This window comes from Marinobacter sp. (genome assembly GCF_052091845.1).
In the GTDB taxonomy this organism is placed as follows: Bacteria; Pseudomonadota; Gammaproteobacteria; order Pseudomonadales; family Oleiphilaceae; genus Marinobacter.
Window position 1 is genome coordinate 37,650 of sequence record NZ_JBQDCO010000020.1, and the last position, 17,453, is coordinate 55,102.

The 17,453-nt window shown below is 55.7% G+C and carries 15 protein-coding genes; 4 read left to right on the forward strand and 11 right to left on the reverse strand.

Annotated elements, in window-relative coordinates:
• Positions 1–21 precede the first annotated feature (21 nt).
• The 5 genes from ACTHYN_RS08440 to ACTHYN_RS08460 are packed head-to-tail and all read right to left on the reverse strand — an operon-like array spanning position 22 to position 6,141.
• Positions 22–252 carry a formate dehydrogenase subunit delta gene (locus ACTHYN_RS08440; protein WP_441812010.1) on the reverse strand — a complete coding sequence of 77 codons (231 nt, stop codon included), beginning with the start codon at positions 250–252 and terminating at the stop codon, positions 22–24.
• Positions 249–1,124, reverse strand: coding sequence for a formate dehydrogenase accessory sulfurtransferase FdhD (gene fdhD, locus ACTHYN_RS08445; RefSeq protein WP_441812011.1), 876 nt, complete (start codon positions 1,122–1,124; stop codon positions 249–251). Before fdhD ends, ACTHYN_RS08440 begins: the two co-directional genes overlap by 4 nt.
• The gene (fdhF, locus tag ACTHYN_RS08450; protein ID WP_441812012.1) at positions 1,105–4,026 is read right to left on the reverse strand and encodes a formate dehydrogenase subunit alpha; all 2,922 of its coding nucleotides are present in this window, start codon (positions 4,024–4,026) and stop codon (positions 1,105–1,107) included. The genes fdhD and fdhF overlap by 20 nt, the downstream gene beginning before the upstream one ends.
• 1 nt (position 4,027) lies before the next feature.
• Complete coding sequence (locus tag ACTHYN_RS08455) at positions 4,028–5,587, reverse strand: formate dehydrogenase beta subunit (protein ID WP_441812013.1); 1,560 nt, start codon at positions 5,585–5,587, stop codon at positions 4,028–4,030.
• A 17-nt stretch (positions 5,588–5,604) separates the two neighbouring features.
• Positions 5,605–6,141: a formate dehydrogenase subunit gamma gene (locus ACTHYN_RS08460; protein ID WP_441812014.1), complete on the reverse strand. Its 537-nt coding sequence runs from the start codon at positions 6,139–6,141 to the stop codon at positions 5,605–5,607.
• Between the two features lie 94 nt (positions 6,142–6,235).
• Between ACTHYN_RS08460 and ACTHYN_RS08465 the strand changes: the two genes are divergently transcribed.
• Positions 6,236–7,312, forward strand: a complete 1,077-nt coding sequence (locus tag ACTHYN_RS08465) for a substrate-binding domain-containing protein (protein ID WP_441812015.1) — start codon at positions 6,236–6,238, stop codon at positions 7,310–7,312.
• A gap of 7 nt (positions 7,313–7,319) precedes the next feature.
• Here ACTHYN_RS08465 and ACTHYN_RS08470 read toward each other — a convergent pair whose 3' ends face one another.
• On the reverse strand, positions 7,320–8,984 hold the full coding sequence (locus ACTHYN_RS08470; RefSeq protein ID WP_441812016.1) for an OFA family MFS transporter: 1,665 nt from the start codon (positions 8,982–8,984) through the stop codon (positions 7,320–7,322).
• Between the two features lie 294 nt (positions 8,985–9,278).
• On the opposite strand from ACTHYN_RS08470, the gene ACTHYN_RS08475 reads away from it, so the two are divergent.
• The 3 genes from ACTHYN_RS08475 (at position 9,279) to ACTHYN_RS08485 (ending at position 12,156) form a co-directional block, all read left to right on the forward strand.
• Entirely contained in the window at positions 9,279–10,994 is a 1,716-nt protein-coding gene (locus ACTHYN_RS08475) for a potassium/proton antiporter (RefSeq protein WP_441812017.1), read from the forward strand.
• 117 nt (positions 10,995–11,111) lie between these two features.
• Positions 11,112–11,672: a L,D-transpeptidase family protein gene (locus tag ACTHYN_RS08480; RefSeq protein ID WP_441812018.1), complete on the forward strand. Its 561-nt coding sequence runs from the start codon at positions 11,112–11,114 to the stop codon at positions 11,670–11,672.
• 202 nt (positions 11,673–11,874) lie between these two features.
• The gene (locus tag ACTHYN_RS08485; protein ID WP_441812019.1) at positions 11,875–12,156 is read left to right on the forward strand and encodes an Lpp/OprI family alanine-zipper lipoprotein; all 282 of its coding nucleotides are present in this window, start codon (positions 11,875–11,877) and stop codon (positions 12,154–12,156) included.
• A gap of 55 nt (positions 12,157–12,211) precedes the next feature.
• Here ACTHYN_RS08485 and ACTHYN_RS08490 read toward each other — a convergent pair whose 3' ends face one another.
• The 5 genes from ACTHYN_RS08490 to ACTHYN_RS08510 all read right to left on the reverse strand — a co-directional run bounded on the left by ACTHYN_RS08490 (position 12,212) and on the right by ACTHYN_RS08510 (position 17,441).
• Positions 12,212–13,000 carry a slipin family protein gene (locus ACTHYN_RS08490; RefSeq protein ID WP_441812020.1) on the reverse strand — a complete coding sequence of 263 codons (789 nt, stop codon included), beginning with the start codon at positions 12,998–13,000 and terminating at the stop codon, positions 12,212–12,214.
• Positions 12,997–14,457, reverse strand: a complete 1,461-nt coding sequence (locus ACTHYN_RS08495) for an NfeD family protein (protein ID WP_441812021.1) — start codon at positions 14,455–14,457, stop codon at positions 12,997–12,999. Before ACTHYN_RS08495 ends, ACTHYN_RS08490 begins: the two co-directional genes overlap by 4 nt.
• A gap of 54 nt (positions 14,458–14,511) precedes the next feature.
• On the reverse strand, positions 14,512–15,549 hold the full coding sequence (locus ACTHYN_RS08500; RefSeq protein ID WP_441812022.1) for a L,D-transpeptidase family protein: 1,038 nt from the start codon (positions 15,547–15,549) through the stop codon (positions 14,512–14,514).
• 82 nt (positions 15,550–15,631) lie between these two features.
• Positions 15,632–17,026 carry a DHA2 family efflux MFS transporter permease subunit gene (locus ACTHYN_RS08505; protein ID WP_441812023.1) on the reverse strand — a complete coding sequence of 465 codons (1,395 nt, stop codon included), beginning with the start codon at positions 17,024–17,026 and terminating at the stop codon, positions 15,632–15,634.
• 4 nt (positions 17,027–17,030) lie between these two features.
• Positions 17,031–17,441: a MarR family transcriptional regulator gene (locus tag ACTHYN_RS08510; RefSeq protein WP_441812027.1), complete on the reverse strand. Its 411-nt coding sequence runs from the start codon at positions 17,439–17,441 to the stop codon at positions 17,031–17,033.
• Between the last annotated feature and the right edge of the window lie 12 nt (positions 17,442–17,453).

The window sequence follows — 17,453 nt, forward strand, 5'->3', positions numbered from 1 at the left end:
GCAGATGCACCAGTGCGGTCTTTACTCGGGCACAGCCTCCAATTTGGCAATCGTGGATTGGGCTAGCGCAGACAGTTCTGCAGGGCTTTCGTGCGCGTAGGCAATTACCTGCTGCTTCATGCTGCGGGCCCAGAACTTGTGCAAATGATCCGCCGCCACGTCGGTTACTTTGTCATCGTTACCCTGGTGCAGGTTGTTGGCGATAATCTGATCGATCATTTTGATCAGGTTGTTCAATTGCTGGTCACTCACAATGGTTTCTCCTGAGCGCGGTTGTCGCTGCGGGCGTAGATGACATGACGGCCCGGGCGAGCAAAGCCGATAAGGTTCATGCCGCTTTTGCGGGCTTCGCGGATGGCAAGTGCGGTGGGCGCAGATACGGCTACTAAGGTGCCTGCTCCAGCGCTGGCGCTTTTTTGCACCATCTCAAAGCTGGCACGGCTGGAGATCAGCGCGAAGCCATCGATAAAGGCCCGGTCGCCAAATTCACGCAGGCGGGCGCCAATTAGCTTATCCAATGCGTTGTGGCGGCCCACATCTTCCCGCGCCTGAACAATTTCGCCTTCGGCGTTACACCAGGCGGCACCATGGGTGGCGCCTGTGTCTAACTGCATCGGCTGATGTTTTTTCAGGCTTTGCAGCGCGGCCTGAACGGCTTCATCGCTGGGCATGGGCTGCGGTGCCACTTCACCCAGAGCACGTACCACATGGGCAAGGGATTCGGTGCCACAAAGCCCGCAACCGGTTCGGCCGGTCATATTCCGGCGCTGTTCCCGCAAACGGGCAAAGCAATCGCCGGCAATGTGCATGTCGATTTCTATGCCGTCTTCCCCTGGCTGTATCTCGACGCTGAATAGCTGATCTGGCCGCTGCAGAATGCCTTCACTCATGCTGAAACCCAGAGCAAAGTCCTCCAGATCACAGGGCGAAGCCATCATCACCGCATGGGATACGCCGTTGTACACCATGGCTACGGGAATCTCTTCAGCAACCACATCCTGTGATGGCGCACCTTCAATGCCACCACGCACATTCACCCAGGTGTCACTCACCGGTGGCGGTGAGGCATTGGCGGGTGAATCTGCCACGGCAGCCGGCTCCAGGTTACTTGTGTGCAGGCGCATGGTTTTCCTCCTGCTTATCCATCGCCGGCTTCAACAAGGCCTGTTGGCGCTTGTCGAAATCTACAAAGTTACGTTGCCAATCCGACGGCTGGGTAACCACTTCAACCTGAACGGCGGTTACCTTGTATTCCGGGCAGTTGGTCGCCCAGTCGGAGTTGTCGGTGGTGATTACGTTGGCGCCGCTGCCTGGGTGGTGGAAGGTGGTGTACACCACGCCCGGCAACATGCGGGTACTCAGCTTGGCCCGCAACACCGTATGACCTACGCGGCTGCTGATGCCCAGCCAGTCGCCGTCTTTCACACCGCGCAGTTCCGCATCACTGGGGTGCAGTTCAAGCACATCTTCTTCATGCCAGTCACTGTTACTGGTGCGGCGAGTCTGTGCACCTACGTTATATTGCGACAATATGCGCCCGGTGGTCAGCAACAGCGGGAAGCGACGGCTGGCCCGCTCTTCTGTGGCCAGGTATTCGGTCACCGCAAAACGGCCTTTGCCGATGGGGAAGTCCACCTCGTGCATGGTGGGTGTGCCGTCCGGGTTGTCGTCGTTACACGGCCACTGAATACTGCCGAGCCGTTCCAGCTTGTCGTAATTTACACCGGTAAAGGTGGGCGTTAGCAGGGCAATTTCATCCATAATTTCCGATGGATGATCGTAATGCATGGGGTAGCCCAGGGCATTGGACAGCGCCATGGTTACTTGCCAGTCTTCCATGCCCGCAATGGGTTCCATCACTTTGCGCACGCGATTGATACGGCGCTCGGCGTTAGTGAAGGTGCCGTTCTTCTCCAGGAAGGTGGAACCGGGCAGCAGCACATGGGCATATTTCGCAGTTTCGTTCAGGAAAATGTCCTGCACAATCAGGCAGTCCAGTGACTTCAGTGCCGCCTCTACATGATGGGTGTTGGGGTCGGACTGCGCGATGTCTTCGCCCTGCACATACAGCGCCTTGAACGTGCCAGCGATGGCGGCGTCAAACATGTTGGGAATGCGCAGGCCGGGCTCGTCATCAATGGGCACGCCCCACACAGACTGGAAGCGCGCACGCACTGCCGGGTCGTTCACATGCTGGTAACCGGGCAGTTCATGGGGGAAGGAGCCCATATCGCAGGAGCCCTGCACGTTGTTTTGCCCGCGCAAGGGGTTAACACCGCCGCCTTCTTTGCCGATGTTGCCGGTGGCCAGGGCCAGGTTGGCAATACCCATGACCATGGTGGAACCCTGGCTGTGCTCGGTTACGCCCAATCCGTAGTAGATAGCACCGTTGCCTGCCTCGGCATATACCCGCGCGGCTTCGCGCACTTTGGAGGCGGGCACGCCGGTAACCTCTTCCATGGCTTCCGGGGAATTGCGTTCTTCGGCAATAAACGTGCGCCAGGTGTTGTAGGCGTCTGTATCGCAGCGACTGTTAATAAAGCTCTGGTCTTCCAGCCCCTCAGTCACAACTACGTGGGCCAATGCGTTCACAATGGCCACGTTGGTGCCAGGGCGCAGGGGCAGGTGTATGCCCTCGCCGCCATGGGGCGTGTTGAGCACGTCGATACGGCGTGGATCAATCACGATCAGCTTGGCACCCTGGCGCAAACGCTTGCGCATGAGCGAACCGAATACCGGGTGGGCATCGGTGGGGTTGGCACCAATCACCATAATGGTGTCGGCTTTCATCACCGAGTCAAAGGTTTGGGTTCCAGCGGATTCACCCAGAGTTGTTTTCAAGCCGTAACCTGTGGGGGAGTGGCATACCCGAGCGCAGGTGTCTGTGTTGTTATTGCCGAAGGCGGCACGCACCAGCTTCTGCACCAGATAGGTTTCTTCGTTGGTGCAGCGTGAGGAGGTAATACCGCCAATGCTTTCGCGGCCATACTCGGCCTGAATACCTTTGAGTTTTTTGGCGGAGAATTCCAGCGCCTCATCCCAGGACACCACTTTCCACGGGTCGTTGATGGAATCGCGAATCATCGGCTCTCTGATGCGATCGTCGTGTGTGGCATAGCCAAAGGCAAACCGGCCTTTCACGCAGGAGTGGCCATGATTAGCCTCGCCTCCCTTATAGGGCACCATGCGTATCAGTTGATCGCCTTTCATTTCCGCTTTGAACGAGCAGCCAACGCCGCAGTAGGCGCAGGTGGTAACCACACTGTGCTCGGGCTGGCCGGCATCGATCACGCTCTTTTCCATCAGCGAGGTGGTGGGGCAGGCCTGAACGCAAGCGCCACAGGACACGCACTCGGAATCCATGAACGGGTCGTTCTGGCTGGCGGCAACTTTGGAATCAAAACCCCGGCCTTCGATGGTTAGTGCAAAGGTGCCCTGCACCTCGTCGCAGGCTCGCACGCAGCGGGAGCAGACAATGCACTTGCTGGGATCGAAGCTGAAGTACGGGTTGGAATCGTCGATCTCCGAATCCAGGTGGTTCTCGCCTTCAAACCCGTAACGCACTTCCCGCAGTCCAACTGTGCCGGCCACATCCTGCAGCTCACAATTGCCGTTGGCCGGGCAGGTGAGGCAATCCAGCGGGTGATCGGAAATGTACAATTCCATGATGTTACGGCGCAGCTTGGCCAGCTTGCCGGTTTGAGTGGTAACTGACATACCTTCCGCCACAGGTGTGGTGCAGGAGGCCGGGTAGCCACGGCGGCCTTCGATTTCTACCGCGCACAGGCGGCAGGAGCCGAAGGCTTCCAGGTTATCAGAGGCGCACAGCTTGGGAATGTTGATGCCGGCCAGCGCGGAGGCGCGAAGCACAGACGTACCCTCAGGTACGGTAATCTGGCGGCCATCAACCGAAATAGAGACCAGCTCTTCGGATAGGCTCGCCGGCGTGCCATAGTCAAAATCAGGGTTCAGATCGTTTTTGCCCGGCTGGTAGCGCTGAACGCTCGGGTCATAATAATGCAACATGTTATGCCTCCACTGGGCGCGGGCTGGCCATCAAGTCTTCAGGGAAATACTTCATCACGCTTTGTACCGGGAAGGGGGTCATGCCGCCCATGGCGCAGAGGGAGCCGTCCACCATGGTTTCACACAGGTCTTCCAGCAATTCCAGGTTGCTGTCCCGGTTTTCTCCGGCACGAATACGATCAATCACTTCCACACCTCGTACCGAGCCAATCCGGCAGGGGGTGCATTTACCGCAGGATTCAACAGCGCAGAACTCCATGGCGAAGCGTGCTTGCTCGCCCATATCCACGGTGTCATCAAACACCACTACGCCACCGTGGCCAATGCCGGCACCGAGTTTGGCGAAAGCTTCGTAATCCATGGGGGTGTCCCACTGCTCTTCCGGCATGTAGGCCATCAGCGGGCCACCCACCTGCACAGCTTTGATAGGCCTGCCGGTAAAGGTGCCATCACCAAAGTCTTCCAGCACTTTGCGCAGGGTTACGCCAAAGGCCAACTCAATGAGACCGCCCTGTTTGATGTTGCCCGCTAGCTGAATGGGCAGTGTGCCCAATGAACGGCCCATGCCGTAATCCGCATAGGCTTTGCCGCCGTGGGCTAAAATGTAGGGCACGGCAGACAGCGACAGCACGTTGTTCACCACCGTAGGCTGGCCGAACAGGCCTTTAATAGCCGGGAGTGGCGGCTTGGAACGCACCAGCCCTCGCTTGCCTTCCAGGCTTTCCAGCAGAGAGGTTTCTTCACCGCAAATATAGGCACCGGCGCCTAAACGCACTTCCAGGCGGAACGAGCGGCCATTGCCGCATACGTTGTCGCCCAGATAACCGTGGGCTTCTGCGGTGCGAATGGCCTGGTTCAGCATTGTTTGGGACAGAAGGTATTCCGAACGCACGTAGATAAAACCCACAGTGGCGCCCACGGCCAGGCCGGCAATGGTCATGCCCTCAATCAGCATATAAGGGTCACATTCCATTACCAGGCGGTCGGCAAAGGTGCCAGAATCGCCTTCGTCGGCGTTGCACACTACGTATTTTTGCTGGTCATGTGGCTCGTCCAGCACGGTTTGCCATTTGATACCGGCAGGGAAGGCCGCGCCTCCACGGCCACGCAAGCCAGAGCCTTTTACTTCGTCCACAATGCCCTGGGGTGTTAGCGCTGCGGCTCTCTTCAGGCCAACGAAACCGCCGTGGGCGATGTAATCTTCGATGCAGGCGGGGTCGGTGATGCCAATGCGTGCAAAGGTAAGACGCTGCTGCCGCTGTAAATAGGCGTGCTGCTCGATATCGCCCAGATACAACGGGTGATCGGAGCTACCTTCAAACAATCCGGCGGCGACCAGTTCTTCCACTTGATGGGGTTCCACCGGGCCATAAGCCACACGACCGTAAGGCGTTTGTACTTCCACCAGCGGTTCCAGCCAGAACAAACCGCGAGAACCGTTGCGCACCAGATGAATATCAAGATCTTGCTGCTCGGCAAGATTCTGCAACTGTTGCGCCACGCGGTCGGCCCCCAAAGACAGGGCGGTGGTATCGCAGGGCACATAAATTGTTGTTGTCATGGCGTTTGCTCCTGCCTTTATTTTAGCTGCAAAACAGAGGTTGTCAGGCTGTCCGCCAGCCGATCGAATGTTTGCGGGGTAACCCGGCCAATGGTTTCATTGTTCACTCGAATAGAAGGGCCGCAGGCACAGTTGCCCAGGCAATAGACCGGCTCCAGGGTGAACTCGTTATCGGCGGTGGTTTGGTGGTAGCCCACGCCCAGCTTTTCCTGCACATGGCGCTCCAGCGCACGACCGCCCCGGGCCTGACAGGCTTCGGCACGACAAACTTCCAACACGTTGCTGCCCGCCGGGCGGGTGCGGAAGTGGTGGTAAAAGCTTATAACCCCATGCACATCGGCGCGGGTCTGTTGCAGCATGTCCGCAATAATGGGCACAGCGCCTTCCGGCACATAGCCAATACGATTTTGTATGGCGTGCAGAATAGGCAAGAGCGCACCGGGCTCGTGCTGCAGGGCGGCGATTTCCTCACGGATAGCCTCCGGGCTCCAATCACTGTCGCCGGCAGGCAATACTCCCGTTCCATTCGGATTGGCTCTCTCTGAAATATGCATAATCATTCCTACCTGTTTTTATTCTGATACAGTAGCCAAACAAGTTATAACGCCAAACTAGCACTCCAGACACAACCACGGAATATGAACACACATGCATAACAAGAAACTGAACATATCCCCCGCTTGGGTTTTTCGCACCGACACCAACGAATTCTTTGAGCCGGTACTGTTTCGTTTGCTGGAGAACATCCGCGACACCGGCAAGCTCACGGTAGCCGCCGCCGCTGCGGGCATCTCATACCGCCATGCCTGGAACCTTCTCAACCGTGGCGGCGATACTCTGGGCCTGCCGCTGGTAGTTATGCGCAAAGGCCACGGCAGCCGACTGTCTGCCCTGGGCGAAAAACTTCTATGGGCCGAACATCGGGTAAAAGCCCGGCTGGGGCCGCAAATCGACAGCATGACTGCCGAGCTTAACGACCAGATTCAACAGCTGCTGGCCGGTGCAAAACCCACGCTGCGCCTGCACGCCAGTCATGGGTATTCGGTAGCGCTGCTGCCTGAGTTGTCGCAGCAGATCAACGTAAACCTGCAATACCGGAACCCGGAAGAAGCACTTTCAGCGCTCAACCGCGGCGAATGCGATGCGGCCAGTTTTCACCTGCCTACCTGCCCGGCACTGGCCCAGCAGATCATTTGTTATTACCAGCGACACCTGGACAGCAACCACCACCGCCTGATTCGTTTTGTCACCCGGCGCGAAGGCCTGATGATGCGCAAAGGCGAACACAATGAGGTTCGCACCCTGCAGGATTTAAGTGCCTCGGGGCTCAGCTTTATCAGCCGCGACCGTCATTCAGGTACTCGCATCCTTTTCAATCTTTTATTAAAACAGCAAGGCATTGCAGAAGACGGCATCAACCGCACGTCTCAGCAGGAATTTACCCACACCGCCATTGCCGCCTTTGTGGCCTCTGGCATGGCGGAAGTTGGTTTTGGTGTGCAGGCGGCCGCCGAGCAATTCAATTTGAACTTTATTGAACTGGCCAGCGAACATTACATGCTGATTTTCCGCGAAGATCGCCTACCCCTGGAAACACTGGATCACCTAACCACGTTGCTGAAGTCCCCGGCACTGATTGATCGCATCAACCTGGTGCCTGGCTATGCACCAGACAACCCCGGTGAAGTCACCACGTTTGAGGCGCTGACGGCCGGGGATGCCTGAACGCACATCAGAACAAAGCTGCAGCCTTCGCAATGGCGATATAAAGCCCGATCAGGAAAGGCACACCCACCGCCAGCCAGGCCAGCACACCGGTGATTCCGAACGCGCCACGCGCGGCTGTTTTCGCTTTTGAGGAGACGCCATTGTCCCGCTGCAACATGCGCTCGTGGGCCAGCTCTTCATCAGTCATATGCAGGGACAAATCCACCGGGCGCACCAGTGCATTACAAATCAGGCCGACTACCAGCAGGCCAGCCATAATGTACAACGTGCGGTCGTACACCAGAGCCGGTTCGATGCCTGCATCCAGCTGCACCTCACGAATCAGCGCGATCACCACAGGGCCCACGAGACCAGCGGCTGTCCAGGCGGTTAGCAGGCGGCCGTGAATGGCACCGACCATTTGCGTGCCAAAGATATCAGCCAAATACGCGGGCACCGTTGCAAAGCCGCCACCGTACATGCTCAAAATGATGCAAATGGAGATCACAAACAGGCCGGCCATACCCATGTGGCCCCAGGTTGGCAGCAAGCAGTAAAGGCCAACACCCAGCACAAAAAAGGTCAGATAGGTGTTCTTGCGACCCAGCTTGTCAGACAACGAGGCCCAGAACAGACGACCAACACTGTTAAACAGGCTGATAAGCCCTACTAGGCCGGCTGCAGCAGCCACCACAGCGGCTTTCTGTGCCTCTGTAAGCGCAACGGCGGAATCTTTAATACCGACAAGCGCGCCGCCAAACACGTCTTGCAGCATCGGGCTGGCCATGGATATCACAGCGATGCCAGCCGTTACGTTCAGGAACAGAACACTCCAGATCAGCCAGAACTGTTTGGTTTTCCATGCCTTTTTCAGGTGAACATGGCCGTGGGTAATCATCGCATTAGCTTGCTGGCCCTCGGGCGGCTCCCACCCTTCTGGCTTCCAGCCGTTGGGCGGTACCCGAAAGCCCAGCGCACCCGCCATCATGATGAAGAAATAGATAACACCCATAGTCATCAGGGTGCTGGCCACACCGGCTCCGCCGTCTGCCGAGAAATGCCCCATCAGCCAAACCGCCAGCGGAGCACCTACCATGGCACCACCGCCGTAACCCATAATGGCAAAGCCGGTGGCCATGCCGCGGCGGTCGGGGAACCACTTGATCAGGGTTGAAACCGGCGTGATGTATCCCAGCCCCTGGCCAATACCACCCAGAACACCGCAACCTAAATAGAGCAACCAGAGCTGGTGAGTCATCACACCCACGCCACCAAGGATCATACCGCCACCCCAGCACAGGGCGGCGATAGCGCCAGCCTTTCGGGGGCCGGCATGCTCCAGCCAGGCACCCCAAAGTGCGGCCGATATGCCTAACATGCCGATGAATATACCGAAGGTGTAGGTAACATGGCTGACAGCCCAGTTACAGGACGTCGTCGTTAGCGCTTGAAAGAAACTGATATCAGCACAGGCTACCGGGTCGGCGCCGGCCACAAGCGTAGACATGGGCAACCAGAATACCGAAAAGCCATAGGCCATGCCGATACACAGGTGGATTGCCAAAGCGGCGGTGGGAACCAGCCAGCGGTTAAAGTTCGGGCCGGCGACAGTATTTTCCCTGTCGAAAAAACCCGGCTTCGCGCTCGCGGTATCGCCGCTGAACGATTGATCGTCGGCTACTCCATCCATAAACAAACCCTTTTGTTTTTGTCGTTTTGTTATTGGCACTCTTTGAGCTGACTGATCTTTATCGATACATATATGCATGTACGTGCATATCTTTTTGATAAATAAACACCCAACACATCGGCAGTGATTTGATTCGTTAGGATACAAAACATCAACTAGCTAAAAGTATTATGATTTTCTATGCCTATTTCAGGGAGATCGGGCAGCTGCGCTTGTTTACCGGGCCCGCGATGGGCAAACTTACAGTGCTGCGCTTCTGCCGGTACCCGGCTCGTATTCTCTAATGGAGTTCCGATGGATCCAATGCTTACCCTGGTAGGTGCTCTGATGCTTGTCATCAGCATCGTTCTTAGCCCGATTTCCAGCCGGGTTGGTATGCCGGTGCTGCTGATTTTTCTGGGCGTGGGCATGATGATGGGCAAAGACGGCCCGGGCGGTATTGAATTCGACGATTTTCAGCTGTCATTTTTGGTTGCCAACCTGGCGCTGGGCGTTATTCTGCTGGATGGCGGCATGCGCACCCGGGCCGAAACCTTCCGTGTGGGGCTTAAGCCAGCCATGATGCTGGCAACGGTTGGTGTTGCCTTGACAGCCTTAGGGGCTGCCTTTGTGGCCTGGTTGGTTTTTGATCTGCACTGGATGACGGCTCTGCTCATCGGTTCGATTATTTCTTCAACCGACGCCGCCGCGGTATTTTCCCTGTTGCAAGGGCGCGGTTTGCACTTGAATGAGCGTGTGAGCGCCACGCTGGAAATTGAATCGGGTAGTAACGACCCGATGGCAATCTTCCTGACATTGATGATGGTCACCCTGATTACCAGCAAGGGCGACCATGCCATTCAGGACTCACTGATTTTACTGGTCAAACAATTCAGCATAGGCGGCATAGGCGGCATTCTGGGTGGCTTCCTGATCGCAGAACTGGCTAACCGCATTCGCCTTAATCCATCGCTTTATCCGCTTTTGGTGGTTGCTGCCGGCCTTTCGGTGTTTTCTGCCACCACCGCTCTTGGAGGCAGTGGTTTTTTGGCTATCTATTTGTGCGGTGTCGTTATCGGCAACCGACAGGTGCGGATGATGCCGATGATTCTTCAGGTGCACGACGGTTTGGCGTGGCTGGCCCAACTTTGTCTGTTTTTAATCCTCGGATTGCTGGTTAACCCTTCAGACCTTCTGCCCCTGGCCGGAAGCGGCCTGATACTCGCTTTGGCACTGATTTTTGTGATTCGGCCTATTATTGTTATGGCCACTGTCTGGCCCTTTGGTTTCAATCGTCGCGAGTTGGGATTTATTAGCTGGGTTGGGCTGAGAGGTGCCGTACCGATTGTTTTGGCGCTATTCCCGATTATTGCCGACATACCAGAGGCACAACTGGTATTCCACGCAGCCTTTTTTATTGTGCTGGTGTCTTTATTGGTTCAGGGCACCACCATCACCCCTCTCGCCCGTATGCTGCACCTGGAAATACCCGCAAATGGCGAACCTTATCGACGCTTACCTCTGGATGCGCCAGCCGCTGGGGATCACGAGTTGATGCTGTTTCCCCTACGCGGGAAAAACTGGGAAACGCCCACGATGCTAGGCCAGCTGCGTTTTCCGAAAAATACCGCCGTTGCCGGTGTATTCCGCAACCGTGTTTGCTTGCAGCCAAAGGCCAACCTGGAGGTTTCCAGCGGTGATATGCTTGCCATGTTCGCCACCCCAAGCGTACTGAAAGAATTGGGCAAATCCCTCAGCGGCCGTCAAGCACCCAAGCATCTGGCGGAACGAGCCTTCTTCGGCGATTTTGTGCTAAACGGAGATGCGTTGCTTGGGGATGTTGAGCAGGCTTATGGCATTGAGTTCCACGAACTGTCTCCCGGGTTATCATTGGCCGAATGCTTTGCCATACGCACCAAAGGCCACCCGGTGGTTGGTGACAAAGTGGTTCTGGGGCCGGTCACTTTGGTGGCCAGAGCCATAGAGGCAGATCAGGTCAGCAAGGTTGGCTTGAAGATGGAAAACCCATAAACATGTAATGTGCACACCGGGTAACTGTGAAACTTAACAAAACCCCTTAACATTTGATCGACCGGTTATGTTATAAACAAGCTCTGCGAAAAGATTAATCATTGGTAAGTTAAGGTTATGGCTATGCCCCGTTTATTAACCCGGTGCCTTCTGGCTCTGTTTGTCACAGCAAGTTTTCCCGCCTACAGCTCAGAGCTGCTGGCAAAGGCAGACACCCGCATGCCTGTTATAGAACACTCGCCAGGTGAGTCTCTGGTGGTTAGCAAGGTATTGGTGAGCAAAAAGAAGCGCCGCCTTGATTTAATGAACGGCGAAGAAATTGTACGGAGCTACCGCATATCCCTTGGCGATAATCCCGAGGGGCACAAGCTGTATGAAGGCGACGAACGCACGCCAGAGGGCGAGTACACGCTGGATTGGCGCAACTCCGGAAGCAGTTTCTACAAGTCTATTCATATTTCCTACCCAAGCGCAAAAGACCGTGAGATGGCCGAAAGCTGGGGTTTGAACCCTGGGGGCAGCATTATGATTCACGGTTTGCCCAATGGCGAAGAAGACATGGCGTTTGCCTATACAGGCCTGGATTGGACCAACGGCTGCATTGCTGTAAACAATCAGGAGATGGACGAAATTTGGCAACTGGTTAACGACGGCACCCCCATTCGCATCACCCCGTAACCGTTTTCTCCATGACCACAATATTAAGTTGTCGTCATGGCTTATGAAAAATTACGTATACTTAGTTAACATTTCCTCTCAGGTTGTTTTACACTGTTTCACGACTCCGGTAGTCAACGCCTATCGGGCCGAAGCTGACAGGAAGTCAACTGACTGACTTTCGGATCAACAGGAAATAACTCGACCAATAAGGGGATTTACAATGCGTAAACTGACGATCGCCGGAATCGCACTGGCTACTGCTCTGACTGCAGGTTGTGCAACCACCGACCAGGGCGCTTTAGACGAAGCCAACGCAAATGCCAGCACTGCTGGCCAGACTGCAGACAAGGCAATGAACACCGCTAACAGCGCTGCAAGCTCTGCGCGTTCTGCACAGAACACTGCAGACAAGGCACTGGCTGCTGCTAAAGCAGCACAGAAGTCTGCTGATCAGGCAAACGAGCGCGCCAAGCGTATGCTCGAGCGTGCAAGCCAGAAGTAAGGCTTAAGCGTTGTATGAAAAGGCCGGGGCTCCCGGCCTTTTTTATGACTTCAGTTTAGGGTTCTGACTGCTTTGACGGGTTTGGGGCCGATGATGCTTTCTCCATAAACGTTTTCATGAAATCTATCGGCAACGGGAAAACAATGGTAGATGAATTGGTGTCACTCATATCTGACAGGGTTTGCATGTAGCGTAGCTGCATAGCGCCTGAATCGGCAGACATTATCTTTGCTGCCTCGACCAGCTTCTCCGAGGCCTGCAGTTCGCCCTCCGCGTGAATCACTTTTGCCCGCCGCTCTCGTTCCGCTTCAGCTTGGCGCGCGATGGCCCGGATCATAGATTCATCAAGGTCTACGTGTTTGATTTCAACGTTGGCAACCTTGATTCCCCACTCCTCAGTTTGTGCATCAATAATCTCTTGAATGTCTGCGTTCAGTTTATCCCGCTCTGACAACATTTCGTCCAGGTCGTGTTTGCCCAATACTGATCGCAGCGTTGTCTGGGATAGCTGGCTGGTAGCGGAGTTAAAATCTTCAACACGGATAATCGCACGTTCCGGGTCAACCACCCGAAAATAGAGCACCGCACTCACCCGCACCGTCACGTTATCTTGAGAAATCACATCCTGGCTGGGCACATCCAGGGTGATGACGCGAAGGTCCACTCGAACAATTTGTTGAATGCCGGGAATGATGAAAAGCAGCCCAGGACCCTTAACGCCCTGAAATCTGCCGAGAAAGAACACCACGCCGCGCTGGTACTCAGGCAGGATTTTGATGGCAGCCCCAAGTATCAGCAGTAGCACCACAACGGGTGCCAGCCAGGAAATCAGATTACCAATCATAAAGCCTCCTTTACGCTAACAGTCAGGCCATCAATTCCGGTGACCTGCACTAAATCACTCCGATTGACGGGAGAACGACTCACAGCTTTCCAACGCTCTCCCCGCATGTGCACATGACCGCAGTAGCCACTGTCCGTTTTCAGAAAGTTATCCAGTGCAATGGCTTTTTCTTCGGTTATTTGCTCGCTGCCGATAACCGGACGCTTTTTGCGCAGCCCGATAAACCGGGTCACAGTCCATAGAATAAAACCTGCCGCGACCGCCGCTGTGCCGCCAATGGCTGGTAGTGAAAGGGCCCGGTGGTTGCCATCCATCAAAATGATCGAACCGGTTATAAACGCAACTATGCCGCCAATACCGAGCATGCCAAAACTGGGTACCAGGGATTCACCCACAATAAACCCCAACCCCAGAAATATCAGCACCAGGCCGGCGTAGTTAACTGAGAGCACCTGAAAGGCAAACAGTGCCAGAACCAGGCAGATTGCCCCGACCACGCCCGGCACAATGGCGCCAGGACTGGCCAGCTCAAAAATAATGCCGTAGAAGCCTATAATCATCAGAAAATAGGCCACGTTGGGGTGAGTAATCACAGACAGCAGGCTGGTGCGCCAATCCGGAGGCATGCGGTTAAATTCAAGATCAGCGGTTTGTAAAGTGGTGTCACCGGAAGCCAGGCGTACAACACGCCCGTCAATTTGGCTCATCAACTCTGGCAGGTCAGCCGCAACCACATCCACAACATTGTTGGCCAGTGCCTCACGGGCGCCAAGGTTTACCGCTTCACGAACCGCCTCTTCAGCCCAGTCGGCATTCCGGCCATGGCGCTCTGCCAACCCCCGTATATAACTGACGGCGTCCTCCAGAACCTTGCGTTCCATGGCCGTGTCACCACGGCGCTTGCTGCCCTGGTCCTTGGCAGGGTTGTTTTTCTGGTCATCATCGGCAGTATCTGTAGTGCCATCATCGGGCTGGGAGTCTGCCGGAGGAGCCTGGCTACCGGGCAACCCGCCCATCTGCACCGGCGTGGCAGAGCCCAGGTTGGTGGCAGGCGCCATGGCGGCAATGTGGCTGGCGTAGAGGATGTAGGTACCGGCGCTGGCTGCGCGTGCGCCCTGAGGGGTTACATAGGCGACCACTGGTACATCGGAACTGAGGATGGTTTTGATGATTTCCCGCATGGATTGCATAAGCCCACCGGGGGTATCCATCTCAAGAATCACCAACCCGGCCCCCGCGGCCTCTGCACGGCGAATACCGCGCACCACATAATCCATGGAGGCAGGGCCGATCGCGCCATCAACGGTTAGAACCAGCGCGCTTTCCGAGCTATTTTGTTGCGCAAATACCTGGTGAGCCAGCAACACCAATGCGAGTAATGTGCCGGCCATAAAAACCAAGGCCCAAACTCTGAGCCACTTCTGGCGATCTGGTCTCAAAGGATGGTAGGTCTGCATTGCGCCCCCTGTACCCAGAAGATTGATCGTTATAATGACCCAGAAACTGGAACGTTAGAAGTACAACGTCTGTTCTTGCTCCTCCGATTGCGGGGACTGGTCATCTTTTGTTGCCTTCTCAGAGGCCACATGGGTAACTTGTTCACCCACCATGGCCGGAATGCCGTCTGCCTGATCTACCGCCAACTCAATAGCCCTGCGCTGAACCTCAACGCCTGGATGCTTCTGGCGAAACGCTTCAACCTCCTGCAGGACTTCCTGCCACAAGCGTTCCCGTTCCTGCTGGCTATATTCTTCGTGGGGACGGTGAACCTCCAGCCATACCTCGCCACCGGACACCCCAAGCTTTACAGGATCATTAACGATCTGAACCGATGTGCCCTTACCCACTTGATAAACAAAGCGGGATATATCCTCGTTATACATGCGAAAGCAACCGTGGCTGACCGGCATGCCCACACCAAACTGCTTGTTAGTGCCGTGAATCAGGTAGCCCTTCTCGCTCAGCATCAAGGCATGGCTGCCCAACGGATTGCCAGGGCCGGGCGGAATCATTCGCGGCAGAGGATCACCCGACGCCTCGCGCTCTGCACGAATGCTGGCCGGGGGATACCATGCCGGTGACTCCAGCGGCATGGTCACCTCGGCATCGGTCAGTGGGGACGGGTTGTCGGTGGTGCCAACGCCAACCGGATAAACCTCTACGCTGTCGCCGGTAAAATAATAAAGCCGGTACTCAGCCAGGTTAATAACGATACCCTCCCGGCGGGCTTCCGGAATAACATACTGGCGCGGTAGCGTAATGATAGTGCCCTCGCCGGGTAACCAGGGGTCTACGCCCGGGTTGGCTTTCACCAACTCAAGATAGCCAAGTGCCAGCTGGTTTCCCACTTCGGCAAAGGTGTCTTCATAGCGCGTGGTAAACGCATCCAGTTGCCCGGCCAAATCTCCGTTTATTTTGAATGTGGGTACCCTTGGACTGCGATCGGGTGTTTCGGTTTTTTCAGGCGCACCGGCCTCCGTCGCGGCCCACACCGGCTGCAGCGCCAAGGCTCCAGCCAACAGCAGTGCTGAGTACTTGATAAATCCCATAAATTCTATTCCGGAAAACTTGTTTCTTAAGGTTCAGTGACATCGGATACTCCCAGGAGTTCCAAGCCTGCACCGCATGATTCTACACTCGCATCCGCCAAACAGGTACAACGGCAACAGCGACAAATACGGCAACCAGCCACCATGCCGTGTGGAAGGCGTTAATGGTGGGTATACCGGCGTTATGCTCGCCGAACTCAATGGTCAGTGCCACAATATTCACCCCAAACGCCCCGCCCAGTTGCCGGGTAAAGTTGATGGTGCTGGAGCCAGCGCCTAATTCTTCGGGCCTGAGCGGGTTCAGCGCGCCTATGGATAAAGACGGTAACATAAACCCTATTCCGACCCTGCCGAACACCGTCCACAATGCAAGCCAGCCAAACGCCAGGGTGAGCTCAGATAACGCAAACAAAATGGCTGATAAGGCAAACACCGCCATTCCGAAGATAACCAGTTTTCGGGCATCACCACCACGATCGGCCAGCCGCCCGACCAACGGAAATGTCATGCCAAGCACAATGCCCGCCGGCAGCATCAAAAGGCCGGCTTCTGTCGCGCTATAACCCAGCGCGGTTTGAACATATAGTGGTATCAGATAGGTAGACCCAAACAGCGCCAGCCCCAACGCCATAGCACCTAAATTGGCAGACAAAAAACTGGGCTTGCGCAGCAGGCTTACATTTATTAACGGGTGTTTTATGCGCTTTTCGCGCCGCACAAACATGACCAGAAACACCAACGCCACAAGCCCTTCAATAGTCACTCTGGCTTCCTGCCCACCCAGGTTCTGGATGCGATTGAGGGTATCGAGGGAAAGCCCTACGATGGCACCCAGCAGTATCAACCCAGGCAAATCAAATTGATAAGGGGTAGGTCGGGACTCGGGCGTTGGCAAAAACCGCAACGCCATAAACACGCCGAGAAAGGTAATGGGCGCCGGGGCAAACATCACAAAACGCCAGTTTAGCTGGTCTACCAGAAAACCGCCCAGCACCGGTCCAAGTGCAGGTGCCAGAACAACCCCCATGCCATAGATGCCCATAGCCTGTCCCCGCCGATTGCGGGGGAAGATGCGGAACACAAGGTACATGCCCATGGGTTGCATTAAGCCCGCCATAGCCCCCTGGCCAATGCGGGCAGCAATCAGTTGCCCTGGCGAACTGGCTAATCCGCCAGCCAGCGAAATCAGCGTAAACATAGCCATGGCAAACGCCAGGGTTTTGCGCACACCAAAATGGTCAAGCAACCACGAAGAAGCCAACATGGTGGTTGTCATGGCCGCGATAAATCCGGTTGCCAGCCAATGCACCTGGCCCTGACGAATGCCGAATTCCACCATGATTTCATGGAGTGCGACGTTAACCACGGTGGCACTTAATACGGTCGCGATGGTGCCAAGCATTACCGTACAAACGGCCAGCCAGCGCCATTTGGCGCCATAGCGACCGATTAGGCCTTCAACAGAGTTGTCACCCAAGTGATTATTTCTGTTTTTCAGCATTTTCCATGATTTTATGGAACACTTTTAAGGCCACCTCAACATCATTATCGCTCACACCTTCAAGCATACCTTCCCGTAACTCATTGGCCCGGACAGACAGCACTTCCATAAAATCCCGCCCTCCGTCGGTGAGATACAGGCGGCGCGCACGGCGATCATTGGGGCAGGCCCGGCGTTCGATCAAATCCTGTTGTTCCAGGCTGTCTAACAGGCGCACAAGTGTTGGGTTCTCAATAGCCATAAGGCTGGCCAATTCACGCTGAGTGAGTCCTTCGCCACCTTGCTGAAGATAAACCATGGTAGTCCACCGGGCCTGGGTAACCCCCAGATCTTTCAAGCGTTCATCTAATACCTGAATCCGTGACTTCACACGGCCTAATTCAACCCCCAGACCTGCAACCGC